Consider the following 23,344-nt stretch of genomic DNA (forward strand, 5'->3'; position numbering starts at 1 on the left):
CTCCCCAACCGGTGCGGAAGCACAGCGGGGGGCGCAGATTTCGGTGTTGCGGCACGGCTAGCCCACGAGTGCGGTCTCGGGCAGACCCGCGATCCCGGCATGTGGGAGCACAAGGGGCGGTTTCTGGTCGAAGGGGCACTGGTGGCGGGGGCCACTCGGGCGATACCGCCACCAGTGCCCCATGATCAGTCGACCAACTCGAGGCATAGTGCGAGTAGGGGCTCGGGGTGAATTTGGCGTTGTCGCGGCGCGGTTTGTGGGCCGCATGGAGCTGCGGTCGGTTGGCGCTCGCGACCGCGGTTTTGCTCGGCCGCGCGGGGCAGCGGCCGGTTGACGCTCGCGACCGCCGTTTGCTCGGCCGCGCGGGGCAGCGATCGGTTGACGCCAACGACCGCCGTTTGGTCGGCCACGTGGAGCAGCGATCGGTTGACGCCAACGACCGCGGATTAGTGGGCCGCGTGGGGCAGCGATCGGTTGGCGCTAATGACCGTGGTTGCACACGTCGCAGGTGACTGGACACTGGACCGCGGCCGCAGAGCGCAGCGGGATGTACGGCTGGTGCCTGTTAGTCTCCGCCGCCGCAGCTGCTCCCGCCGCCGCAACTACTTCCGCTACTCGAGCCGCTGTCGCTGGAACTGCTCGAACTGCTGTCAGCGGCGGAGCTGCTCACACTGCTTCCACTGCCGTAGTTGCTGAAATTTCCACCACCGCAGCTGGTTCCGCTGCCGATGGTGTCTGCGAGGGAACTGGTGAGGTCGGCACTGGCGGCCGCATCCCACGTGCGTCGGCGGTCTGCGGCGGCCATTCTCGAGCCTCCCCATTGGGCAAATCCCACAATGACCGCGGCGATACCGATCACCACCACAAAGACTGTCATAGGCGCACCGTATCCCGTGATCGCCATCGAGGCGCGGTACTTTTTGTGGCCGGAGGGTGAACAGCGAGAGGGCCGGCACTCCGAATAGTCCGGAGTGCCAGCCCTTTTAGTTACTTACGCCTGCATGCGAGCCATGCTCACGGAGCCGACGTCGAATACTCGCCCTCTCTAACGGTTTTCGAACCATTCGACTTCTCGTCCCCATGCCCGGGCCACCACGCGCGGTGTCCGAGCAGCGCGGTCAGCGCCGGAGTGAAGAACATCGCCATGACGAACGCTGCGATGGCGATACCGACCGAGATGGCGAAGCCCATCTGCGACAGCACGTTGTTGCCTGCCAACATCATCGAGGCGAAGGTGCCTGCGAGGATGACGCCTGCCGCCGCGACCGTCGGCCCGGTGTGCCGCAAGCTCAGTGCCGCGGCTTGCCTCGGGTCGTGGCCTTCTCTGGCTTCTTCCCGCAACCGCGCCACCATCAGGATGTTGTAGTCGGTGCCGAGCGCGACCACGAACAGGTACATGATCACCGGCAGCGTGAAGATCAGGCCGGAGTTCCCCTGAATGTGCTGGAACACAAGTACTGCGGCGCCGAGCGTGGCGACGAACCCGAGGAACACCGACGCCATCAGATACCACGGTGCGACCAGGCTGCGCAGCAGCAACCCGAGCACGATCATGATCAGGATCGCGGCCACCGGGAACACGATGCGGTAGTCGTGGTTCATCGCGTCCTGGAAGTCGACGAACACCGCGCTGATGCCGCCGACCACCGCCGTGGTGCCTGCGGGCGCTGCCGCGTGCACGGCGTCCCGCAGCGGGCCACGGACTGTCTCCAGTGCGGCGTCCGACTCCGGTACGGAGTTGAGCGTCACCTGGTACGCGGCAGTTGTCTTGTCCCCGGACAACATCGGCTCCGACACCTGCCCGACGCCGGGCACCTGGGTGAGCGTCGTCCGGAAGGCAGTCAGTTGATCGACTGCCAGCGCGCCCTCGGACGTGCGGATCAGCACGTCGGTCGGCTGGGTGGCGCCTGCGGGCATGCCCCTCAGCAGTTCCTTGTTGTAGACGACCGATTCGGAACTGTCCGACGTCGAGCCCGAGGTCAGGTCGAAGGTCGGGTTGAAGCCGACGGCGAGGATGCCGAGCACGACCAGGATCCCACCGGAAACCACGGCGAACACGGCGGGGCGCTTGCCGAGCGCGGCGCCGAGCGCGGTGAACCGCGCACCCTTCGGTTCCGCCTGCCACGCCTTGGACGGCCAGAACACCTTGGTGCCCAACAACGAAACTATGGCGGGGATCAGGGTGAGCCCGGCCAGCAGCGCCATCGCGACGGCGATCGCCAGCGCCGGACCCAGTGCACGGAACATGCCGAGCGTCGACAGGGTCAGCGCCATGAACGCGATGATCACCGCGCCCGCCGCGGACGTGATGGCCTCACCGACCCTGGTGACCGCGTTGACCATGGCGGTCTTCGGGTCGTCGCCTGCCCGCAGCCGTTCCCGGTAGCGGAACATCAGGAACAGGATGTAGTCGGTGCCGACGCCGTACAGCACGACGAGCAGGATGGCGTTCACCGAGGTGTCCACCTGCAGGTCGAATGCCTTGGCCACCATGGCGATCAGTCCGTTGACCACCATGGAGATCGCGCCGATGGTGAGGATCGGCAGCAGCGCGATCACCGGGCTGCGGAAGATGAGGAGCAGCAGCACCAGGATCAACACGATCGTCGCGACGCCGACGATGGCGAGGCCTTTCGTGCTCGACTCCTGCTGGTCCAGGAATTGCGCGGCCGAACCGGTGATGCCCGCCTTCAGGTCGGTGTCACGGACCTGATCTTTCAGCACGGTGCGCAGTTCCTTGACCGCGTCGGTCTGTTTGGTGTCGCCCGCACTGGTCACCTTCGTCATCTGCACGGCGATGATCTGGATGAGCCGATTGTCCGACGGCGGCACCGGCTGTAGTCCGGTGACGTCCTTGATGTTCGCCGCAGCCAGCGTCGCGCCGACCTCGCCGACCTTCGCGGCATCGGAGTCGCTCAGCGGCGTGCCGTCTTCCCTGGCGAAGACGATGATCGCCGCTGGTGCCGCGCTCTGCGGAAATGCCTGCTGCTGCATTTGCATTGCTTGAATCGACTCGTAATGCGAAGGCAGGAACTCGGCTTGGTCGGTGGTCGATTTGAGTTCCGGCGCGGCCGCCACCACTCCGATGATGATCAGCAGCCACAGGCCGATCACTTTCCACGGGTGGTGGACAACCAGTTGCCCCAGTCGAGCGAACATGTGGGAGAAGTCCTTTCGGTATCCGAGCCGTCCGGCTCAGATGTCGAGATCCTCGACGGACGGGTGCTCGGTCACGTCGACGACGGCGCGATATACCTTGGCCGGTACCCGTTCGCGCAATTCGTCGAGCGAATCCACTACCTCCAGTGTGTAGTCGCCCCAACCCAGATCGTCCAGATCGAGCACATTGCGCCAGTTTTTCCAGTCCTTGATCAGCGTGGTGACCACCGAGTAGTCCGACCACTCCGCGGACTGCCGATGCACGGCGTATTTCCCCTTCTTGCTGAGGTAGACGCGAAACGCTTCGAGCCCTTCCTTGGTGAACTGCCGCGACTCACCCACCAGCCGACCCGCGAACCGCTGCCTGCGCCGCCCGCCGGGCCCCACCTTCAGCTCGACCTCGGGATATTCGTCCCCCTTCGTCAACTCGACCACCGCACCGACCTGCGTCGATTCGTTCTCCATGACAACTCCATCCATGAGCGAATGCGCATGCGCGCATAGATCTACTAGCGACGGGTCGCCTCTGCGTTCCCGTCGTCTGAGTCGATCTCCAGTTATCCGATACCCCCGAGCCACCACTCCGCAGCCCGTTGCAGTCACTATAAGTAGATGTATACGTATAACGCAAGACCCATTTCCGAAGCCGCCGACGGACCGGAACATCTCGACGTACGCAGCACAAAATGCCCGATCTGACCGCTCGCTCGGTGCCTGGTGCACGCTCGGCCGGTTAAAGCCACGGCGACGGTTCGGGCAACTGGCCGGTTCAAACCACGGCGACGATTCGGGCAACTGGCCGGTTCAACCACGAGGATGGTTCGAGCAACTGGCCGGCTCAGGCTCACGGCCAGTTCAAAGCAACGGGTGGTTCAAACGTTGGCTTGGCCCGCTCCCACCGGTTCCGGCACGTCGGCTGGGTGACGACGGGATCGGAGAGCGAGGAGCAGGGGCAGTCCAAGACCGACACCGAGGCCAAGGGCTGCCGCAGCGCCGAAGCCCGCGGGAAAGCCGCCCGCATCGATCGCGATGCCGGCGAGCGAGCTGCCGATGCCGTTGCCGAGGGTGAGCGCAGCACTGTGCCAGCCGATGGCTTCGCCACGTCCGCCTTCGGGGACGATCCGGCTCATCTGATCGATGGAAGCGGTAATCGTTGGGGCGCAAAATAATCCGGCGATGAGCCCGGTGATCGCGAGGGAGATCGGGCCGACCGCGAAGGCCATCGGCAGGGTGACGACGCCGAGTCCGGCCAGCAGCAGATAGGTGGAGATCTTGCGGCGCAGGGCACCGTAGGTGAGGCCGCCGACGACCGACCCGAAACCCCACACAGCCAAGACCACCCCGAGCAAGGGCTGTGCCTCGAACTCGCGGATGGCGGAAACGAAGGTCAGTTCGGAGCCGGCCAGCACCGCGATGGCGGCGCTCGCACCGATGCACAGTGCGACGAACTCGAAGCGGAACCAGCTGCGCCGCGGGACGGACTTCGCGCTGTCGGTCTGCTCAGCGGAGCGCAGCGGCGGGTTGTATATCCAGAGCAGGATGCCCGCGAGCACCAAAGTCATTTGCACGCAGAACAACACCGTTGTCGTCGACCAGATCCCGGCGGCGGCGACACCGACGATCGGGCCGATCATGAAGGCGCATTCGACGGACACCGCTTCCAAGGCGAGCGCGGGCTGCCGGTTCTGCTCGGTCGTCGCGGCGATGACGGCCTGGCGCACCACGGTGAAGATCGGAACGTCGAACAGTCCGGCGATCGCGGCGAGAATGAGCAGCGGAACGTAGTCGACGAACGGCGCGATCGACCAGCACACCGCACCGACCAGGATGGACGGTGCGATCGTGCGGCGCAGACCGAAGCGGTCGAGAAGCCGCCCGCGCCACGGACCGCTCAGCGCGATGCACACCGTGACGATCGTGCTCAGCGCACCGGCCTGCACGTACGAACCGTCCAGCGTCTGCACGACGTGCAGCGCGAGCAACACGGCCCCTGCGAAGAACGGAATGCGGACCAGCGACCCGAGCAGAAGGATATTGCGCACTGCCGCGCTCGAGAGAACCACCCGGTATGACCGCACGCTCCGAGCTTGTCACCCCGGACGCGCCGTCGCCACCGATTTATCCCATGAATTCAGTGGTCCAGACAGTATGCCAATGAGCAAGCGGCTGTGCCGATTTCGAGCAAGATCAGTCGGTCGCCGCCGCACCAATTGCCGCGACAACGACAAGTGCGAGAGCGACAAGGTCGACGTGCACGATGCGCCGAGACTTGGCGGTGAGACCGCTCATGCCCGACAACATCGCGAACACGATGAACGACGTCATGCTGATGACCGCGGCACCGGTCACCACCGGCCGCACCGACGACACGACGGCGCCGACGATCAGCCCGACACCCACCGTGGCGAGCAGGATCGCGCGGTGCCGCAGCAGCAAGGTCAGATCCGTTCCGGCAGCACGGGTTCCGTAGAACGCGCCCGCCCGCCGCGGCGACAACGCCACCACACCGGGCCAGATGTGGATCGCTCCCACGATCACCAGCAGCAGCCGCACGACGATGTCGATCAGCACGAGCACCCTCCTTCACCTCGATCTCGTGCCAGCATCGCGGTGAAGACAGGGGTGACGCTTCCGGAAACGTGCGGTCGCTAGGGCCGGTGTCGGAGCACCCGGAGGCGCTGGCTAGGGCTCCGAGACAGACCCTAGGCGCCGAGCCCGGCCCGGTCGAGGAGGAATTCGGTCATCGGCCCGTAGTACTCCGGCAGGACACCATCGTCGATCGGCACCGTGACCAGAATCTTTCCTTCCGCCCGCCCGACGAACAGCGCGGGATCGTTGGAGTCGGCGAACCCGACGGTGTCGATGCCTGCCTCGCCCGCCGCACCGGCCCACCCGTGGTCGGCGATCACCAGATCCGGCCACTCGCCGCCGCCGCGCAGTTCGGCGAGCATGGCACGCATCCCGTCCGGATCATGGGTGTGTTTCAGCCTGCCGTCGGTACCGACCGCGGCGACACCGGAGGTGTAGACGATCTCGCGGGTCCGCGGCCCCGTGCGGGTGACAACCGGATACGACCATCCGGCCGCGGGCGTGAGCACCGTGCACCCCGCAGTCCGCAACGCATCCTCGACGGCCCGGTATACGCCCATCAGCGCGCCGGGATGTCCGGTCGCCAACAGCACCGTCTCCCGGTTCCGCGCCGCCTGACCGATCCGCTCCCCCATCGTTTCCAGCGCGTCGAGCGTCAGGTCCGCGTCGATGGTGTCCTGCCCGTGCGTGTACGCCGGATCGGGATTCACCCCGCATAATCCGACCATCGTGTCCAGCGTCTCGCGGAACGTCCAGTCCCGTAGCACCAATCCGAACTGAAAACCGGGATCCTTGGCGACCATCCGCCGATAGTGCTCGAGATTTCCCTCCCGAGGTGTCGCCACGTCGCCGGCGATCCGTGTCTTCAACAAATGCTTCCGCAACAACACCCGGTCATAAGACTGCCCAGGTCGCGAGACAAACCCCACGCGCCGACCTCCCACCGTTCGCAACGCCACCGACCACCCAAGCCAACCAGACTTCGACCTCGATCTCACCCTCGAATTACCGCCAGGCGCAACGCTGTCGGCGTTCGCCGATATTGCGTCGCCGAATCCGCGCACTCCGGGGGCCTATCTCAGGACCGGGTAGTTGTACGCTTACGCAATCACACCTAGGACAGGCTTGCCTACTTCATAGTTGTCGTAGGTGACGCACAGAGAACGAGGTGATGTGGGAGTGTTTCTCGCGGTATCGACGCCCACAGTAGCGACGCAGCTGTTCGGCAGCGGGCTGATCGGCCTGCGCGAAGGTCTGGAAACCGGGATCGTAGTGATGATCCTTGCCGCATTCCTCGTGAAATCCAACCGTCGCGACAGCCTCAAATGGCTGTGGCTCGGGGTCGGTGCCGCCGTGCTGATGGTGCTCGCGATCTTCGCCGGAATTCACTACGGCACCTCGACCGTCAGCGGCCTGGCCGCCGAAGCCGTCGCCGGTGTCGCCTCGCTGGTCGCGGTGGTCATCGTCACCGCCATGGTGCTGTGGATGCGCGGCGCCGCCACGCACATCTCCCAAGACCTCCGCGCGGGAATGTCACATGCCACCGAGGTGGGCGGGTTCGCCGTGCTGTCGCTGTCGTTTCTGGCCGTCGGCCGCGAAGGCGTCGAGACCGCGCTGCTGATGGTCGGATACGCCGAGAACACCTCGGGCAGCAGTTGGCCGTTGCTCGGCTTGCTGCTCGGCATCCTCCTCGCAGTCATCGTGACCATTGCCTTGTACTACGGCGCCGTCCGGGTGAATCTCGGCAAGTTCTTCACCTACACCGGGGCGCTGCTCGTTATCGTGGCCGCGGGAATTCTCGCCTACGGCATTCGCGCAATTCAGACGGTCGGCTGGTTGCCGGGCCGCACCGATGTCGCCTTCGATATCAGCGGCTTCTACGACCAATCATCGTGGTACGGCAGCACATTGGCCGGACTGTTCAATATCCGGCCCGATCCGACCGTCCTACAGGTCATCGCGTGGTCGGTGTATCTGGTGGTGGTGATGACGCTGTTCCTGCGTCCGCGCCGCACCGATTCCGCGGACTCGTCTCCCGCGTCGCACGATCGGATTCCGGCAGCGTGATCGCCGGCATGAAAGGAAACACAGTGAGACCGAACATTTCCCGTCAAGCGGGCGCCGCCGTAAGCCTCCTGGTGTCGGTGCCGTTGCTGCTGGTCGCGTGCACGGCCAAAACCGACTCGAGCGGCGGTATCGCAGTGACATCCACCGCGTCCGCGTGCGAATTGTCCACCAGCAAAGCGTCGACGGGAACGGTGACCTTCAACGTCACCAACAACGGGTCGAAGGTCACCGAGTTCTATGTCTTCGGCAAGAACAATCGAGTACTCGGCGAGGTCGAGAACATCGGTCCCGGCGTCACCGGCAAGCTGGTCGTCGACATCACCGAACCCGGACAATACGAGACGGCGTGCAAACCGGGCATGGTGGGCAACGGAATCCGCCAGCCGCTCGACGTGACGGGCGAGCAGAAGTCGAAGTCCGACGTCCCCGCCGATGTCGAACAGGCCAAGCAGCGTTACCTCGAATACGTGCGTGGACAGCTCGACGGCTTGGTCGCACAGACCACCACTTTCACGGCCGCGGTGAAGTCCGGTGACCTGGCCGCGGCCCGCGCCCAGTTCGGGCTGACCCGCACCTTCTACGAACGCATCGAGCCGGTGGCGGAATCGTTCGCCGACCTCGATCCTGCGCTCGATATGCGCTGGGACGACACCGAAAACGGAACGCAGCCGTTCACCGGATTCCATCGCATCGAGCGATTCCTGTGGACGCCGCAGCAGAGCCAGGTCGGCGAGAAGCCCGACAGCATCTCCCAGGCGGACCTGGATCACGCGAAGACCGACACCAAGGAAGAGATCGACAAGGCCGCAGATGCGTTGCTGGCCAACGCGACCACGCTGCGCGACGAGGTGAACAAGTCCGACTTCACCTTCGAAACCCAGTCGTTCGTGAAGGGCCCGCAGGCGTTGGTCGACGAGGTCGCCGCCACCAAGGTCGGCGGCGAGGAAGACCGCTACTCCCGCACCGACCTGTGGGATTTCGCCGCCAACATCGACGGCTCGGAAACGTTGATCGCCGAACTGCAGCCGATGATCACCGCGAAGAACGCGGCGCTCATGGACAAGATCACCGCGCAGTTCCAGGCGGTCCGCGACAGCATCAACAAATACCGTCAAGGCGACGGCTATGTCTCCTACGACACGGTGACCGCACCGCAGCGCAAGGAGATGTCCGACAAGATCGACGCACTGTCCGCGAGCCTGAGCCAGGTTCCCGCACTCGTGCTCGGTCAGTAGTAACGCAAGAAAGAAGGTCCGGCGATGACCGAGGAATCCGTGGCTGCAGCCGAGCGTGCGCCCCAATCGCGAAGAATGTCACGTCGCGCCCTGCTCGGCGCGGCCGCGGGCGCGGGTGTGGTCGTCGGAGCCGCGGGCAGTGCCGCCGTCCAAGGATCGAGCCTGTCCTCGGGCGGCCACCTCGGCGACCTCACCATCCCGTTCCGTGGTGCGCGGCAAGCAGGCATCACCACCGCCGTGCAAGACCGACTGCACTTCGCCGCCTTCGACGTGATCACCCGATCCAAGACCGAACTCGTCGACCTGCTCAAACGGTGGACGCTCGCCGCCGAACGGATGACGGATGGACAGGAGACCGTCGAAGGTGGCGCGGTCGGGCACGGAAAGCTGCTGCCGCCACCGGATACCGGTGAGGCGCTCGGCTTGTCGCCGTCGTCGTTGACGCTGACAGTGGGATTCGGGCCAGGACTGTTCGGGCCGACCACGGCCGTGCCGACCCGTGCCGACCGCTTCGGTTTGGCGCGGCATCGGCCGGCCGGGCTCGAAGAGCTGCCGATCTTCGCCAAAGACGCCATCGAGCCGTCGCGCAGTGACGGTGATCTGTGCGTGCAAGCCTGTGCCGACGATCCGCAAGTGGCCGTGCACGCCATCCGCAACTTGGCGCGCATGGGTGTCGGCATCGTCAGCGTGCGCTGGTCGCAGCTCGGGTTCGGCCGCACCTCGAGCACCACCCGCGGGCAGCAGACGCCGCGAAACATGTTCGGGTTCAAGGACGGTACCGCCAATCTGAAGGCCGAGGACACCGGGCTGCTCGACCGGTGGGTATGGGTACACGAAGCCGACAATCCGCCGGAAGCGCAATGGCTCACCGGCGGAAGCTATCTGGTGGCGCGCCGTATTCGCATGGACATCGAGCCATGGGATCGGGCCTCGCTGGTCGAGCAGGAAGACATCATCGGGCGCACGAAAGGTGTTGGGGCACCGCAGGGTAAGGACGCGGAGTTCGACACACCCGACTTCATCATGACGTCGAGCGGTACCCCGATCATCGCCAAGACCGCCCATGTGCGGCTCGCTCACCCCGACAACCTCGCCGGTGTCCAACTGCTGCGTCGCGGCTACAACTTCACCGACGGTTCCGACGGTTTCGGGCACCTCGACGCAGGGTTGTTCTTCATCGCCTACTGCCGCAACGCCCATACCCAATTCGTCCCTATGCAGCGCGAATTGGCGAACAAGGACGCGATGATGGAGTACATCACCCACACCGGATCCGCCCTGTTCGCCTGCCCGCCCGGGCTCGGTGGCGGCGAATGGTGGGGACAGCGACTGTTCGAATCCTGACCAGGTTTGCATGAGCCGCCCGGACACGGCGGCAACGGCCGTACCAACCCCGAGCGAGCCGGGTTCCGTGAGGTGGGCTTCGCGAGGTGCGGTGCTACTGCGCGAGGTGGGCCGGGTTCCTACTGTGTGCCAGGTGTTTACGAGGGATACGCAGGGGTTCGTCGGACCAGGCCGCGGGCGACCAGTTCGATCGTGGTCGCTACTGCGCACGACTGGGCCAGCAGCAACCCCAACAGGACCAGCACTTGCACGGCAGCGGCTTGTGCTGCGGAGCCACTGGCAACGAGGACGCCGACGAAAGCGCCGGGCAGCGTTACCAATCCGACAGTTCGGGTCTGATCGACGCCGGGCAGCAACGCATCGGTCGCGGTGGCACGGATGATCTCCAATCGGGCGTCGCGGTCGGTGAGCCCCAGACTCAGCGCCGCCTCCACCTCGCCTCGGCGTTCGGTCAGTGCATCAAGAGCACGCCGGGCAGCCAACGACGTCCCGGTCATGGTGCCGCCCAGGATGATTCCACCGATCGGAACTACCGCGACCCCTACCATCGGGACAACACCGCTGACGAGCATCGGTGGAATCGTTGTGGCCAGCCCGGCCCCGAGACTCAGCGTCAGCCATGCTGCCGACCACCCCGCGCGGGCGCGGCGGGCTGCGGTGAACACCGCGGCCGCGAACATGACCAGCAGTATCAGCATCGACGACCACAAGTGCGCCAGCGCCGCCGCGAGCACCAGGGCGACCACCGCCAGCTGCACGACCGCCCGCGTCGCTGCCCACGGCGCAACACTGACCGGACCGAGCTGCGCCACCCAATACACCGCCGCCGTGGCGGCCACCAACGCCACACACAAAATCGTCAGGCCGACCCCTGGCGTCGCCACCGCGTTCACGCGCGCACCTTCTCACGACCGCCTCAGGCGCGCACGATCGACCCGCTGTCCGCACCAACAGTCCCGCCATTGCTCACTCACCCGATCCCGCGAAGTTCCGATCGCACGGCGCCAGGTCGACGCAGGACCCTGATCCCGCGAGGCCCCGATCTCGCGAACCAGGGCGCGGGAGCGCGTAGGATCGGCGAGTCTCGAATGTGGGATTCCGCCATTGCTTCGGAGGTCTCTGTCGTGAAGTTCGTTCGCAGGCTTGCTCTTTGGGTAACAGCACTCGTCATGGTCGGGTTGGCGGCAGCTGGGGCGGCCGCCGCAGAGACCGCGGTTCCGTTTCAGATCAACGCTGCCCCGTTCGGTAATCCGAATGGAAGTTTCGATTCCAAAGCCACCGATTGCGCGGTCATTGTCGGTGAGCAGCCCGGCCGTGTCGTTGTCACCGGGGCTGCTCCCGGCCGGTGGGGCTGTTCCCCTTATGCAGCAGTGCGGTGGGTCAACCTCACCACCGGCGCAACCGGTGCCGCGACCATGTCGGACGGCCTGTTCGGATTCCCTGCCGCGGCAACGCTGCCCACCGGCCGCGGCCAAGTCGCCCTCATCCTCACCGTGGGCGGCATCACCACCCCCGGGTTCGCCACATTCTCCGTTCCTTAGCCGGTGGGCAACCTACTCAGGTTTCACTGCGGAATGGGTTGCGCACCTCGAGCTCACCGAAGTGCCTGCCGTGCTGAAGGTCTTCCGACAGTAGGTATTTCGCGCCGGACTGGGATGCCGATTCGATGATCACTGCGTCCCACCAGGAGACCTTGTGTGTTTCCTGGAGGAAGGACGCGTTCATCACTATCAACGGATGCGTGTCCATCGAGCACCACTCGCTATACGCCGCGATAACAGAGCGGGCCTTCTTGATGCTCATCCGCGGCGAGAGCTTGCGGATCGCGACGTTGTAGAACTCGGCGAGCACCTGAGCACTGAGCAAACCGGTCCCATTGGCCCACAGGCCGCTCAGGACGGCTTGTGCCATCGCATGTCGTTCGCCCGCATCGGTGTCGAAGGCGTAGATCAGGATGTTGGTATCAATAAACGTGCGTTCCGTCGTCGCCATGAAAGGGCTCACTCCTAATCTTTGTAGATATCGGCGCGGCTCCACCGACGGCCACCGTGCGGCTCGGCCTCAGCCATCAGCTGTAGCGCAAGACGTTTGGCGCGTTCGTAGCGCATGTCGTCGTAAGACAGCTCCGTCAATTGCTGTGCTACGAGGGCGCTGACCGAAGTTCCCCGCTTGGCCGCAATCACCTTCGCATCGGTGATCACGTCCTCGTCGAGCTGGATCGTGATATTCCGCTTCGCCATGCACCACAGTATATGACGTGGACCACGCAAAAGCCACGGGATTCAGAGATGTGTGGCAGACAAGAAAAAGGGCCGTCCGCCGGGATAACCCGGGGGACGGCCCTTTTCGAGGGTGAGCGGCCTACTTGGCCTTCTCCAGCACCTCGACCAGACGCCAGCGCTTGGTCGCCGACAGCGGTCGGGTCTCCATCAGCTGGACGCGGTCGCCGACGCCGGCGATCTCGTTCTCGTCATGCGCCTTCACCTTGGAGGTGGTGCGAATGATCTTGCCGTAGAGCTTGTGCCGGTTACGGTCTTCCAGCTCGACGACAATCGTCTTGTTCATCTTGTCCGAGACAACGTAGCCGACGCGTACTTTGCGGCTGTTGCGCTCGTCCACTTTCTGTTCGCTCATGCCGCATCTCCCTTGTCAGCGGGTCCGGTGGCCAGACCGAGCTCGCGCTCGCGCATGACCGTGTAGATGCGCGCGATTTCGTGACGGACCACGCGCAGCCGACGGTTGTTGTCCAGCTGACCCGTCGCCATCTGGAAGCGCAGGTTGAACAGCTCTTCCTTGGAGTCGCGCAGCTTCTGCACCAACTCTTCTTCGGTGAGCTCGCGGAGCTCTGCGGCCGGTGTTTCAGTAGCCATCAGAACTGCTCCTCCCTGGTCACGATCCGGCACTTCATCGGGAGCTTGTGCATCGCGCGGCGCAGGGCCTCACGAGCGATCTCCTCATTCGGGTAAGACATTTCGAACATCACGCGACCGGGCTTGACGTTCGCGATCCACCACTCCGGCGAACCCTTACCGGAACCCATGCGGGTTTCGGCAGGCTTCTTGGTGAGCGGGCGATCCGGGTAGATGTTGATCCAGATCTTGCCGCCACGCTTGATGTGGCGAGTCATCGCGATACGCGCCGACTCGATCTGCCGGTTGGTGACGTAGGCCGGCTCCAGTGCCTGGATGCCGAACTCACCGAACGCCACCGAGGTGCCGCCCTTGGCCATGCCGGAACGACCCGGGTGATGCTGCTTGCGGTGCTTCACCTTGCGAGGCATCAGCATGCGTCAGCCCTCCTGTGTCTCTGCCGGAGCGTCCACCACCGCAGTGGCGGCGCGCCCGGCCTCGGTGCTGGTCGCCGTGGTGCCGGCGGAACCGGACCGACGCGGACGGCTCGGACGCTCGCGGCGCGGACGATCACGATCGCCACCCGCCGGAGCGCTCACGGCGGCCAGCTCACGCTTGCCACCGACGATGTCGCCCTTGTAGATCCAGACCTTCACGCCGATGCGACCGAAGGTGGTCTTGGCCTCGTAGAGGCCGTAGTCGATGTCGGCGCGCAGCGTGTGCAGCGGCACCCGACCCTCGCGGTAGAACTCCGAGCGCGACATTTCGGCGCCACCGAGGCGGCCCGAGCACTGCACACGGATGCCCTTGACGTTCGGCGAACGCATGGCCGACTGGATGGCCTTACGCATCGCACGACGGAACGCCACGCGGTTGGAGAGCTGCTCGGCCACGGCCTGGGCAACCAGCTGCGCATCCGACTCGGGGTTCTTGACCTCGAGGATGTTCAGCTGCACCTGCTTCTTGGTGAGCTTCTCCAGCTCGGCCCTGATGCGATCGGCTTCGGCGCCACGGCGGCCGATGACGATGCCAGGACGAGCGGTGTGGATGTCGACGCGAACCCGGTCACGGGTGCGCTCGATCTCGACCTTGGAGATGCCTGCCCGCTCCATGCCAGTGGCGAGGAGCTTACGGATGGCGACATCTTCCTTCACGTAGTCCGCGTACTGCTTGTCCGCGTACCAACGCGACTTCCAGTCGGTGGTGATACCGAGGCGGAAGCCATGGGGGTTGATTTTCTGTCCCATTTACTTTGCCCCTCCCTTCCGGCGGTTGCGAGTTGCTCCACCGGCGGTGGGGATGCTCTCGACCTCGATGGTGATGTGGCTGGTGCGCTTGCGAATGCGGAACGCACGGCCCTGGGCACGCGGCTGGAACCGCTTCATGGTCGCGCCCTCGTCGACGTAGGCAGTCGAGATCACCAGGGTCGACGGGTTGAGACCGAGGTTGTTCTCGGCGTTCGCCGCCGCGCTGGCGACGACCTTGGCGACCGGCTCGCTCGCGGCCTGCGGCGCGAACTTCAGGATCGCGAGGGCGTCCTCGACACGCTTGCCGCGGACCAGGTCCACGACGCGGCGCGCCTTCATCGGGGTGACGCGAACGTGCTTCGCCGTTGCGCGTGCAGTCGGGTTCTGAGTCTCAGTCGTCATCGCCGCTTGCTCTTCCGGTCGTCCTTGACGTGGCTCTTGAACGTCCTGGTCGGCGCGAACTCACCGAGCTTGTGCCCGACCATGTTGTCCGAGACGAACACCGGCACGTGCTTGCGACCGTCGTGGACGGCGAAGGTGTGGCCGATGAAATCGGGGATGATGGTCGAACGACGCGACCAGGTCTTGATGACCTGCTTCGTGCCCTTTTCGTTCTGGACGTCCACCTTCGCGAGGAGGTGGTCGTCGACGAACGGGCCCTTCTTGAGGCTGCGTGGCATTTCTTACCTCCTCCTTCAGCGCTTGTTCTTGCCGGACTTGCGGCGGCGGACGATGAGCTTGTCGCTCGGACGGTTGGGCTTGCGGGTGCGGCCTTCCGGCTGACCCCACGGCGAGACCGGGTGGCGACCACCGGAGGTCTTGCCTTCACCACCACCATGCGGGTGGTCGACCGGGTTCATGACGACACCACGGACGGTGGGACGACGGCCCTTCCAGCGCATGCGGCCGGCCTTGCCCCAGTTGATGTTCGACTGCTCGGCGTTGCCGACCTCGCCGACGGTGGCGCGGCAGCGCACGTCGACGCGACGGATTTCACCGGAGGGCATACGCAGCGTGGCGTAGGTGCCTTCCTTACCGAGCAGCTGGATGCTGGATCCGGCCGAGCGGGCCATCTTGGCGCCGCCGCCCGGACGCAGCTCCACCGCGTGGATGGTGGTACCGGTCGGGATGTTGCGCAACGGCAGGTTGTTGCCCGGCTTGATGTCGGCCGTCGGGCCGGACTCGATCGGGGTGCCCTGCACGATGCCCTTGGGCGCGATGATGTAGCGCTTCTCGCCGTCGACGAAGTGCAGCAGCGCGATGTTGGCGGTCCGGTTCGGGTCGTACTCGATGTGCGCGACCTTGGCCGGGATGCCGTCCTTGTCCAGCCGACGGAAGTCGATCAGACGGTAGGCACGCTTGTGGCCGCCACCGCGGTGCCGAGTGGTGATGCGACCGTGCGCATTACGACCACCCTTGCTGTGCAGCGGACGGATGAGCGACTTCTCGGGGGTCGACCGAGTGATCTCAGCGAAGTCCGAAACGGACGACCCGCGGCGACCCGGGGTAGTCGGCTTGTACTTACGAATTGCCATGAGTTCTTCTCTGCTTTCTGGATTCCCGTCCGCTTACGCGACCGGGCCTCCGAAGATCTCGATGGGCTTGCTGTCGGCCGAGATGGTCACGAGCGCGCGCTTGGTGTCCTTGCGCTTGCCGTAACCGAAGCGGGTCCGCTTGCGCTTGCCCTGACGGTTGGCGGTGTTGACGCTGGTGACCTTGACACCGAAGACCTTCTCGACGGCGATCTTGATCTGCGTCTTGTTGGAGTCCGGGTGCACCAGGAAGGTGTAGGTACCGTCCTCGATCAGTCCGTAGGACTTCTCGGAGATGACCGGCGCCAGCAGGATGTCGCGGGGGTCGGCGATCGTGGTCACTTGCTCTCCTCCTGTGCTGCCTCGGCCGGGCCGTGCACAAAGGTGTTCAAGGCCTCGACGCTGAACACCACTTCGTCGCTGTAGAGCACGTCGTAGGTGTTGAGCTGGTCCGGTGCGATGGGCTGCACGTGCTCCAGGTTCGCCACGCTCTTCCACGCGGCCAGGTCCTCGCGGCCGACGACGACCAGGAACTTCTTGCGGTCCGAAAGCTCGGCCAGGAAGCTCTTGGCGGTCTTGGTCGACGGGGCCTGCCCGGCAACCAGTTCGGTGACCACGTGGATGCGTTCGTTGCGCGCCCGATCGGAGAGGGCACCGCGCAGGGCGGCGGCCTTCATCTTCTTCGGGGTGCGCTGGCTGTAGTCGCGCGGCTGCGGGCCGTGCACGGTGCCACCACCGGTGAACTGCGGTGCGCGGGTCGAACCCTGACGGGCGCGGCCGGTGCCCTTCTGGCGGTACGGCTTCTTGCCACCACCGGACACCTCGCCACGCGTCTTGGTCGCGTGCGTGCCCTGACGGGCCGCGGCCAGCTGGGCCGTCACGACCTGATGCATCAGCGCGATGTTCGCGGTCACGTCGAAGATCTCCGCGGGGAGCTCGACGGTGCCGTTGGTCTTGCCGCCCGGCTCTTTCACCGGCAGCGTGAGGTTAGCCTTCTTCTCCAGGCTGGTCATGCGTGCGCACCACCCTTCACTGCGCTCTTGACGGTCACGACGCTGCCGCGACGACCAGGGATCGCGCCCTTGATCAGCAGCAAGCCGTTCTCGGCATCCACCTTGTGAACCGAGAGGTTCTGCGTGGTGACGCGGTCGTTACCCATCCGACCCGACATCCGCATGCCCTTGAACACGCGGCCGGGGGTGGCGCAACCACCGATGGAACCCGGGCGACGGTGCACAGCCTGCGCACCGTGCGAGGCGCCCTGACCGGCGAAGCCGTGACGCTTCATGGTGCCGGCGAAGCCCTTGCCCTTGCTGGTGCCCGTGACGTCGACGTAGGTGCCCTCTTCGAACACGTCGGCGTTGATCTCCTGGCCGACCTCGAAGGTGGACGCGTCGGCGACGCGGATCTCGGCGACGTGGCGGCGCGGGGTGACACCGGCCTTGGCGAACTGGCCGGAGACCGGCTTGTTCACCTTGCGCGGGTCGATGGCGCCGAAAGCGACCTGGACGGCGCTGTAGCCGTCGCGCTCCACGGTGCGGATCTGGGTGATGACGTTCGGTCCGGCCTTGATGACGGTCACGGGAACGACGCGGTTCTTGTCGTCGAACACCTGGGTCATGCCGAGCTTGGTGCCCAGAATGCCTGCCGCAGGCCTGTTCTTGTTATCAGTCATGTCTCGAGTCCCCGTCACTGAATGTTGACGTCGACGCTGGCCGGCAGGTCGATGCGCATGAGCGCGTCAACCGTCTTCGGCGTCGGGTCGAGGATGTCGATAAGCCGCTTGTGCGTACGCATCTCGAAGTGCTCGCGCGAGTCCTTGTACTTGTGCGGCGAACGGATGACGCAGTACACGTTCTTCTCGGTCGGCAACGGCACCGGCCCGACGACACGGGCCCCGGTGCGGGTCACCGTCTCCACGATCTTGCGCGCTGAGGCGTCGATCGCTTCGTGGTCGTAGGCCTTGAGCCTGATGCGGATCTTCTGTCCCGCCACGCTAAGTGTCCTTTTCTCCGCTTTAGTCCTTCGTGATCCGGAAGCTGGCTTCCGTACCACCCTCAATTTGCACAGCCCGAACACACGAAGACGTCTCACGTGAGACCGCGACCGAGCACGCATGCTCGACCCTCGCCGCTGTTCATCTGTCATGGTTCTCCGGTCCACGCGGTCGGGCGTGTCGCCCATCCGCTCATTCCTCGGCCCTGGATCGAACTTCATCTCAGGCCTGGAACACTGTCCCGGACGTACCCACACCGGTAGTCCGGTGAGGTACACGATTGGTACTGCTCGCCTCGCTCGGCCACTCCGTCTCACGCGGAAACAGGCACGGGCCGGTGCAAGGCAACCCGAACAGTATGCCCGACGGGCTCAACGACTACAAATCCGACCCCCCACTACGGGTTCGGTGCGCCCCCAACCCAGGTCAGACCGCGGATCCCGGGCGCGCCGTCTACGTTACCCGCGCCGTCCCGCCCCTCGCGAGTAGCGCGGCTCCACGTGAGCTGGGGCACGGCGAGCAGACTTAACTTACTCCGCAGTAAGATGCATTCATGACGAAAGAGACCGCAACCTATCGCGGCTGGAAGAAGCTGCCGGACAACCGGCTCGGGCACACCCTGTTCTCCCTCGGGATGGTGGCGCGGGTGCCGTACTTCGGCACGGTGCTGCCGAACGTGGTGCGGCTGGAACCGGGGCTGTGCGAGGTGACCTCGCCGAAGTGGTTCGGCATCCACAACCACCTCGGCACGTTCCACGCCATCGCGGCATGCAACCTGGCCGAGGTGGCGATGGGCATGCTGAGCGAGGCGACCGTGCCGTCGACGCACCGCTGGATCCCGAAGGCGATGAACGTGCAGTACCTGGCCAAGGCCGAGACCAGCCTGCGGGCGGTCGCGAAACTGGCGGAGGTGCCGGACTTCACCACGATCACCGAGGGTCAGAACCTGATCGTGCCGGTCTCCATCTACGACAAGCACGGCCTCGAGGTCGTGCACGCCGACATCACCACCTGGGTCACCCCGAAGTAGCGAGCACTTCCGCAGGGCAGCGGCGGCCATCAGGTCGGCGATCCTCGCGGCCTGTCGACAGATCCACACCGTGCGTGGACAGTTGCTTCGGGGCCGCCGCTGCGGATTGAATGCCCTCATGGGTGTCAGCGCGGTCCCGAATGTCGATGTATGCGTGGTCGGGCTCGGACCGACCGGCCGGGCGCTCGCGCATCGCGCGATGCGTGCCGGATTGCGGGTGACCGCCATCGATCCGCGCCCGGACCGGCTGTGGGCGCCGACCTACTCCTGCTGGGTCGACGAGCTGCCGCAGTGGCTGCCGTCGAGCGCGATCGCCACCACCATCCCGGCACCCACCGTCTGGACAAAGGTCGAGCACCGCATCGACCGCCCCTACTGCGTGCTGTCCAAACCCGGTCTGCACGAGGCACTCCCGCTCGACGACGCGACGGTGCTCGCACAGCGCGCGAGGACGGTCGACGCACACACGGTGGAACTCGCCGACGGCACAACGATTTCCGCGGCAACGGTGTTCGACACGCGCGGTCTGCCTGCGCTCGGCAAGCGAAGGGCCGCGAGCGCGCACGGCATCTTCGTCGCCGAGGAAACCGCCGCGCCGATGGTCGCCGCACACGAAGGCCTACTGCTGGACTGGCGCCCGGAGAACGGCGCAGGCCCCGACGAACCGCCCTCGTTCCTCTACTCGGTGCCGCTCGGCGACGGCACGGTGATCTTCGAGGAAACCAGCCTCGGGTTGCGCGGCGGGATGCCGCAACACGAACTGCGCAAACGCACGCTGAATCGCCTTGCCGCGCACGGCATCCGGCTCACCGGCGACGAGCCGAGCGAGGCAGCGCACTACCCGCTCGATCAGCCGCCGCCGAAAAAGGGCGTGGCCCATGCCGTTCCGTTCGGATCACGCGGCGGCATGATGCATCCCTGCACCGGCTACAGCGTCGCCGATTCCCTGGCGCTGGTCGACACCGCCGTCACGGCTGTGCTGCACGGCCGCGACCCGGTCGCCGAACTCTGGCCGCGCCAGGCCCGATTGGTGTACTGGATGCGGATGCGCGGCCTCTGGGGTCTCGGCAGGCTGACCACCGAACAGTCGATCGCCATGTTCGACGCGTTCTTCAGCGCCTCCCCGCGCGGACAGCGCGCGCTGCTGTCCGCGCACGACGACTACACCGCACTCGGCGCGGTCCTGTTCAACACCGTCGCGCACACCTGGCCGTTCCGCTGGCGCTACGACCTGGTCGGCTGGACCCATCGCAATCGCTGGCTGGACTACGACTTCGATCAGGCGCCGGTCTCCGCCGCCCGCCGGTAACCGCGGACCGCGGGGTAAGCGCACACGGCGACGATCCCGATCGTCCAGAGCAGAGTCAGCAGCAGGGGCTTCGCGACCGGCCCGCCATAGGACAGCCCGCGCATGGCATCGATCGCACAACTCATCGGCTGGTACTCGACCGTGCCCTGCAACCACTTCGGGTAGGCGAAGGCGGGCGCGAAGCCGGTGTTGAAGAACATCAGCAGCGTGTTGACAACGCCGATGACGTTCAACAACACCACGCCTTCGAAGCGGGTGGCCAAGGCGGTAACCAACACGGCGAAGGCAGTACCGAAGAGCACAGGTACGCCGATCAGCGCGAGCCCGGCCAGCGCCCCCTGCTGGAAGCGGAACCCGAGCAGCAGTCCGACCCCGATCACGAACACCGTGGTGATCAGCACGCGCACCGCCTCGGCGAGCAACCGTCCGGTCAAGCCCGCGGCCCGATGAATCGGCATGGTCCAGAACCGGCCGAGTAGCCCGGTCGCCTTCTCGCGCCCGAATCCGAGCGCGCTCACGACCGCACCGGACATCGCCGCCACCAGCGAGAGCAAACCCACCTGGCCGAAGATGCTCGGCTGGCCGGTGAACGCGGTCACCGGATTACCGAGCACGATCTGGAACATCACCAGCGTCAATGCCGGAAAGACCAGTGTCTGAATGGTTGTCGCGGGATCGCGCGTCCACACCAGCAGCAGTCGTTTGCATTGGATCAGGCTGTGCTCGACCCAGGTGCTCAGCGCGCTCTCGGGCTTCGCCGACACCTCGGGCAGCGGCGTCTTCCACCCGAGGGTCGCGCCTGCCTCGACGGGCACTTCCGTAGTACTCATGACCGCCTCACGCTCGCCCATACCGCCAGTGGAATGAAGACGAGCGTCAGCCCGACCACCCAGACCAGCGGCACCCACAACACCTGCCAGGTAACCCCGTCCGCGGCCATGTCACGCAGCGCGAAGGAGAACTGCGAGATCGGCTGGTTGCGCACGAAGCCGCGAATCCACGCCGGGAAGCTGTGTTCCGGCACGAAGCCGCACGACAGCATGCCGAAGATGAGCGTCGGCAGGGTCAGCGCCTGACTCAGGGCTTCCGGACTCTTGGTCAGGCTGCCGAGTGCGTCGGCGCCGATCGCGAGCGCCGTGCCGACCGCAAGGGAAAAGAGACAGAACAGGACGGCCTGTGTGAAGCCCGCGGAGAACCGGAAGCCGATCACGTAGCCGAACACCAGCGCCGCGGCCAACGCGACGACCGAGCGAACCAACCCGGCCGCGATCCGAGCGGACAGCGGAACCAGCAGGCCGATCGGCATGGTCTGCAACCGGGTACTCAGCCCGGTCAGCGCCTCGAACGCGGCACGCTGCGCATTCGACATCATCGTGAAGGACATGGTCTGCAGCACGATGATCGGCATGACGTACTGCTCATAGTGGACGCCCTGGAAATTCATCACGAGACGCAGCGGCAAATAGAACCCGACGGTGAACACCAGCGGCACGACAATCGCGAAGATCAACTCGCCCTTGGTGGCCATGGTCCAGACGATGCGGCCGGTCAGCGCGCGCCACTGGGCGAACGAGGAAAGGCGCGCCTCGGGTAGCGCTTCGAACAGCGCGGGCGCAGTGGAGGTGGTGGTCGCGGCGGTCACGAATTACCGCCCGAGTGACCGGTGATGGACAGGAAGACGTCATCGAGCGAGGGCCTGCGCAGTGCGATGTCGGCCAGCTTGACGCCGGCGGAGTCGAGCCTGCGCAGCGCCTCGGTGAGCGTGGCAGCGCCCTCCGGCGCCGGAATCGACAGGCGGTCACTGCCGTTGACGGCGGCGAGCACCGCGGCGGGCACCAGATCACCGAGCGCGTATGCCGCGGTGAGTACCTGCGCCGGGTTCAGCGGAACCACCTCGCAGTAGCTGCCGCCGGTCTTCTCCTTGAGCTCGTCGGCGGTGCCTTCGGCGATCACCGTGCCCTTGTCGATGACGATGATGTTGTCGCTGAGCACATCGGCTTCCTCGAGGTACTGCGTGGTGAGCAGCACCGTGATGCCCTGCGCCTTCAGCTGGTTCACCAGATCCCAGACGCCTTGGCGACTGCGCGGATCGAGGCCGGTGGTCGGCTCGTCGAGAAACACCACCTCGGGGCGAACCACCAGCCCGCACGCGATATCGACGCGGCGGCGCATGCCGCCCGAATACTGGGCAACCATCCGGCGGCCCGCACTGGCCAGATCGAATTCCTCGAGCAGGGTGTCGGCCCGCTTGCGGGCGGCAGACTTGCTGAGGCCCATCAGCCTGCCGAACAGTTCGAGGTTCTCCCGGCCGGAGAGGTTCTCGTCGAGCGCGGCGTACTGGCCGGTCATCATGATCGAGCGACGCACACCCGCCGCGTCCTTCAGCACGTCGTGCCCGGCGACGATGGCGGTGCCGGAGTCGGGGCGCAGCAGCGTCGACAGGATCTTCACCATCGTCGTCTTGCCTGCCCCATTGGGGCCGAGGATGCCGAGGACGCTGGCGCGGTCGGCCGTGAAGCTGACCCCCTGCAGTGCATGCACATCGCCGAATGACTTCCGAACATCCGTTACCCGGACCGTTGGTTCACTCGCATGCAGGTCTGCTTGGTTCAAGCTCGGCATCAACTCTCCACTATCGGCGATTGCGGCGACATGGCATCGCCGGAGCGCGCATCCACGTTCCCACTAGTGATCCGTAGCGCTTGGCGTGATGTTACCGGCTTGTGCGGGGTGGACCTGGTGCCGCGAGCGGTACCCAACTGGACGACAAACTAATTGTGTCCTTACTCACACCAACTGCGCGCGACGGGACCCGGTGCAGATCGGCGCGGGTTGGCAGTGTCAAGGGCAGCGCGGTGGCGGCAAAGGAGCCTTGTCGGCCGGTCGTGGCGACCATAGTCTGCTATTCGGGGGAACACTCACTCGTCCGCGGCGGCGGCTGTTGGTAAGTGGTCCGCACGCCGATTTCGACACTGCGAGAGGTGATC

Annotated in this window: 28 protein-coding genes; 6 read left to right on the top strand and 22 right to left on the bottom strand. The window is 65.5% G+C overall.

All coding sequences use genetic code 11. The annotated features are described in order from the left end of the window. Nucleotides 1–1,014: 1,014 nt before the first annotated feature. The 5 genes from NA11_RS29700 to NA11_RS29720 all read right to left on the bottom strand — a co-directional run bounded on the left by NA11_RS29700 (nucleotide 1,015) and on the right by NA11_RS29720 (nucleotide 6,707). Nucleotides 1,015–3,159 carry an MMPL family transporter gene (locus tag NA11_RS29700; protein ID WP_069165346.1) on the bottom strand — a complete coding sequence of 715 codons (2,145 nt, stop codon included), beginning with the start codon at nucleotides 3,157–3,159 and terminating at the stop codon, nucleotides 1,015–1,017. Nucleotides 3,160–3,195: 36 nt separating this feature from the next. Then, nucleotides 3,196–3,624 carry an EXLDI protein gene (locus tag NA11_RS45890; RefSeq protein WP_069165347.1) on the bottom strand — a complete coding sequence of 143 codons (429 nt, stop codon included), beginning with the start codon at nucleotides 3,622–3,624 and terminating at the stop codon, nucleotides 3,196–3,198. Between the two features lie 407 nt (nucleotides 3,625–4,031). Continuing rightward, nucleotides 4,032–5,201, bottom strand: coding sequence for an MFS transporter (locus tag NA11_RS29710; RefSeq protein ID WP_245746258.1), 1,170 nt, complete (start codon nucleotides 5,199–5,201; stop codon nucleotides 4,032–4,034). A 145-nt stretch (nucleotides 5,202–5,346) separates the two neighbouring features. After that, nucleotides 5,347–5,730, bottom strand: coding sequence for a hypothetical protein (locus NA11_RS29715; protein ID WP_141717917.1), 384 nt, complete (start codon nucleotides 5,728–5,730; stop codon nucleotides 5,347–5,349). A 131-nt stretch (nucleotides 5,731–5,861) separates the two neighbouring features. Further along, nucleotides 5,862–6,707: a phosphatase gene (locus tag NA11_RS29720; protein ID WP_369691165.1), complete on the bottom strand. Its 846-nt coding sequence runs from the start codon at nucleotides 6,705–6,707 to the stop codon at nucleotides 5,862–5,864. 214 nt (nucleotides 6,708–6,921) lie between these two features. On the opposite strand from NA11_RS29720, the gene efeU reads away from it, so the two are divergent. Genes efeU through efeB form a run of 3 tightly spaced genes read left to right on the top strand, consistent with a single transcriptional unit; the run spans nucleotide 6,922 to nucleotide 10,394 of the window. Continuing rightward, a complete protein-coding gene (efeU, locus tag NA11_RS29725; RefSeq protein ID WP_069165350.1) occupies nucleotides 6,922–7,815 on the top strand; it encodes an iron uptake transporter permease EfeU in 894 nt (297 codons plus the stop codon). Between the two features lie 8 nt (nucleotides 7,816–7,823). Continuing rightward, on the top strand, nucleotides 7,824–9,050 hold the full coding sequence (gene efeO, locus NA11_RS29730; protein WP_069165383.1) for an iron uptake system protein EfeO: 1,227 nt from the start codon (nucleotides 7,824–7,826) through the stop codon (nucleotides 9,048–9,050). 24 nt (nucleotides 9,051–9,074) lie between these two features. Next, nucleotides 9,075–10,394 carry an iron uptake transporter deferrochelatase/peroxidase subunit gene (efeB, locus tag NA11_RS29735; RefSeq protein WP_069165351.1) on the top strand — a complete coding sequence of 440 codons (1,320 nt, stop codon included), beginning with the start codon at nucleotides 9,075–9,077 and terminating at the stop codon, nucleotides 10,392–10,394. Nucleotides 10,395–10,531: 137 nt separating this feature from the next. Here the strand turns inward: efeB and NA11_RS29740 are convergent, their stop codons facing one another. Beyond that, nucleotides 10,532–11,287: an ABC transporter permease gene (locus NA11_RS29740; protein WP_069165352.1), complete on the bottom strand. Its 756-nt coding sequence runs from the start codon at nucleotides 11,285–11,287 to the stop codon at nucleotides 10,532–10,534. Nucleotides 11,288–11,518: 231 nt separating this feature from the next. Here NA11_RS29740 and NA11_RS29745 point away from each other — a divergent pair, with 231 nt between their 5' ends. Continuing rightward, nucleotides 11,519–11,935, top strand: coding sequence for a hypothetical protein (locus NA11_RS29745; protein WP_439957112.1), 417 nt, complete (start codon nucleotides 11,519–11,521; stop codon nucleotides 11,933–11,935). A 16-nt stretch (nucleotides 11,936–11,951) separates the two neighbouring features. Here NA11_RS29745 and NA11_RS29750 read toward each other — a convergent pair whose 3' ends face one another. From NA11_RS29750 to rpsJ, 13 genes are all read right to left on the bottom strand, one after another. After that, nucleotides 11,952–12,386, bottom strand: coding sequence for a PIN domain-containing protein (locus tag NA11_RS29750; protein WP_069165354.1), 435 nt, complete (start codon nucleotides 12,384–12,386; stop codon nucleotides 11,952–11,954). A gap of 14 nt (nucleotides 12,387–12,400) precedes the next feature. Continuing rightward, nucleotides 12,401–12,634 carry a DUF6364 family protein gene (locus NA11_RS29755; RefSeq protein WP_069165355.1) on the bottom strand — a complete coding sequence of 78 codons (234 nt, stop codon included), beginning with the start codon at nucleotides 12,632–12,634 and terminating at the stop codon, nucleotides 12,401–12,403. A gap of 121 nt (nucleotides 12,635–12,755) precedes the next feature. Further along, nucleotides 12,756–13,028, bottom strand: coding sequence for a 30S ribosomal protein S17 (gene rpsQ, locus NA11_RS29760; RefSeq protein ID WP_069165356.1), 273 nt, complete (start codon nucleotides 13,026–13,028; stop codon nucleotides 12,756–12,758). After that, nucleotides 13,025–13,264 carry a 50S ribosomal protein L29 gene (rpmC, locus tag NA11_RS29765; protein ID WP_014981663.1) on the bottom strand — a complete coding sequence of 80 codons (240 nt, stop codon included), beginning with the start codon at nucleotides 13,262–13,264 and terminating at the stop codon, nucleotides 13,025–13,027. Before rpmC ends, rpsQ begins: the two co-directional genes overlap by 4 nt. Beyond that, nucleotides 13,264–13,680 carry a 50S ribosomal protein L16 gene (gene rplP / locus NA11_RS29770; protein WP_025347180.1) on the bottom strand — a complete coding sequence of 139 codons (417 nt, stop codon included), beginning with the start codon at nucleotides 13,678–13,680 and terminating at the stop codon, nucleotides 13,264–13,266. Before rplP ends, rpmC begins: the two co-directional genes overlap by 1 nt. A 3-nt stretch (nucleotides 13,681–13,683) precedes the next feature. Continuing rightward, the gene (gene rpsC / locus NA11_RS29775) at nucleotides 13,684–14,490 is read right to left on the bottom strand and encodes a 30S ribosomal protein S3 (RefSeq protein WP_069165357.1); all 807 of its coding nucleotides are present in this window, start codon (nucleotides 14,488–14,490) and stop codon (nucleotides 13,684–13,686) included. Then, nucleotides 14,491–14,892 carry a 50S ribosomal protein L22 gene (gene rplV / locus NA11_RS29780; RefSeq protein ID WP_069165358.1) on the bottom strand — a complete coding sequence of 134 codons (402 nt, stop codon included), beginning with the start codon at nucleotides 14,890–14,892 and terminating at the stop codon, nucleotides 14,491–14,493. Continuing rightward, nucleotides 14,889–15,170 carry a 30S ribosomal protein S19 gene (rpsS, locus tag NA11_RS29785; protein WP_019045020.1) on the bottom strand — a complete coding sequence of 94 codons (282 nt, stop codon included), beginning with the start codon at nucleotides 15,168–15,170 and terminating at the stop codon, nucleotides 14,889–14,891. Before rpsS ends, rplV begins: the two co-directional genes overlap by 4 nt. A gap of 15 nt (nucleotides 15,171–15,185) precedes the next feature. Further along, complete coding sequence (rplB, locus tag NA11_RS29790; RefSeq protein ID WP_069165359.1) at nucleotides 15,186–16,025, bottom strand: 50S ribosomal protein L2; 840 nt, start codon at nucleotides 16,023–16,025, stop codon at nucleotides 15,186–15,188. Between the two features lie 33 nt (nucleotides 16,026–16,058). Beyond that, nucleotides 16,059–16,364, bottom strand: coding sequence for a 50S ribosomal protein L23 (rplW, locus tag NA11_RS29795; protein WP_033091018.1), 306 nt, complete (start codon nucleotides 16,362–16,364; stop codon nucleotides 16,059–16,061). Further along, complete coding sequence (rplD, locus tag NA11_RS29800; RefSeq protein ID WP_069165360.1) at nucleotides 16,361–17,035, bottom strand: 50S ribosomal protein L4; 675 nt, start codon at nucleotides 17,033–17,035, stop codon at nucleotides 16,361–16,363. Before rplD ends, rplW begins: the two co-directional genes overlap by 4 nt. Continuing rightward, nucleotides 17,032–17,697: a 50S ribosomal protein L3 gene (gene rplC, locus NA11_RS29805; RefSeq protein WP_069165361.1), complete on the bottom strand. Its 666-nt coding sequence runs from the start codon at nucleotides 17,695–17,697 to the stop codon at nucleotides 17,032–17,034. Before rplC ends, rplD begins: the two co-directional genes overlap by 4 nt. Before the next feature lie 14 nt (nucleotides 17,698–17,711). Then, the gene (gene rpsJ / locus NA11_RS29810) at nucleotides 17,712–18,017 is read right to left on the bottom strand and encodes a 30S ribosomal protein S10 (RefSeq protein ID WP_003938093.1); all 306 of its coding nucleotides are present in this window, start codon (nucleotides 18,015–18,017) and stop codon (nucleotides 17,712–17,714) included. 554 nt (nucleotides 18,018–18,571) lie between these two features. Between rpsJ and NA11_RS29815 the strand changes: the two genes are divergently transcribed. Beyond that, on the top strand, nucleotides 18,572–19,048 hold the full coding sequence (locus NA11_RS29815) for a hotdog fold domain-containing protein (RefSeq protein WP_069165362.1): 477 nt from the start codon (nucleotides 18,572–18,574) through the stop codon (nucleotides 19,046–19,048). 40 nt (nucleotides 19,049–19,088) lie between these two features. Then, the gene (locus tag NA11_RS29820; protein WP_501193649.1) at nucleotides 19,089–20,357 is read left to right on the top strand and encodes a lycopene cyclase family protein; all 1,269 of its coding nucleotides are present in this window, start codon (nucleotides 19,089–19,091) and stop codon (nucleotides 20,355–20,357) included. Here NA11_RS29820 and NA11_RS29825 read toward each other — a convergent pair. The 3 genes from NA11_RS29825 to NA11_RS29835 are packed head-to-tail and all read right to left on the bottom strand — an operon-like array spanning nucleotide 20,327 to nucleotide 22,979. Further along, nucleotides 20,327–21,187, bottom strand: coding sequence for an ABC transporter permease (locus NA11_RS29825; protein WP_245746260.1), 861 nt, complete (start codon nucleotides 21,185–21,187; stop codon nucleotides 20,327–20,329). The two genes, NA11_RS29820 and NA11_RS29825, sit on opposite strands and share 31 nt — an antisense overlap. Next, the gene (locus tag NA11_RS29830) at nucleotides 21,184–21,999 is read right to left on the bottom strand and encodes an ABC transporter permease (protein WP_069165365.1); all 816 of its coding nucleotides are present in this window, start codon (nucleotides 21,997–21,999) and stop codon (nucleotides 21,184–21,186) included. Before NA11_RS29830 ends, NA11_RS29825 begins: the two co-directional genes overlap by 4 nt. Further along, entirely contained in the window at nucleotides 21,996–22,979 is a 984-nt protein-coding gene (locus NA11_RS29835) for an ATP-binding cassette domain-containing protein (protein WP_069165366.1), read from the bottom strand. Before NA11_RS29835 ends, NA11_RS29830 begins: the two co-directional genes overlap by 4 nt. Between the last annotated feature and the right edge of the window lie 365 nt (nucleotides 22,980–23,344).

The sequence above is a fragment of the Nocardia altamirensis NBRC 108246 genome (assembly GCF_001612685.1).
GTDB classification, from domain to species: domain Bacteria; phylum Actinomycetota; class Actinomycetes; order Mycobacteriales; family Mycobacteriaceae; genus Nocardia; species Nocardia altamirensis.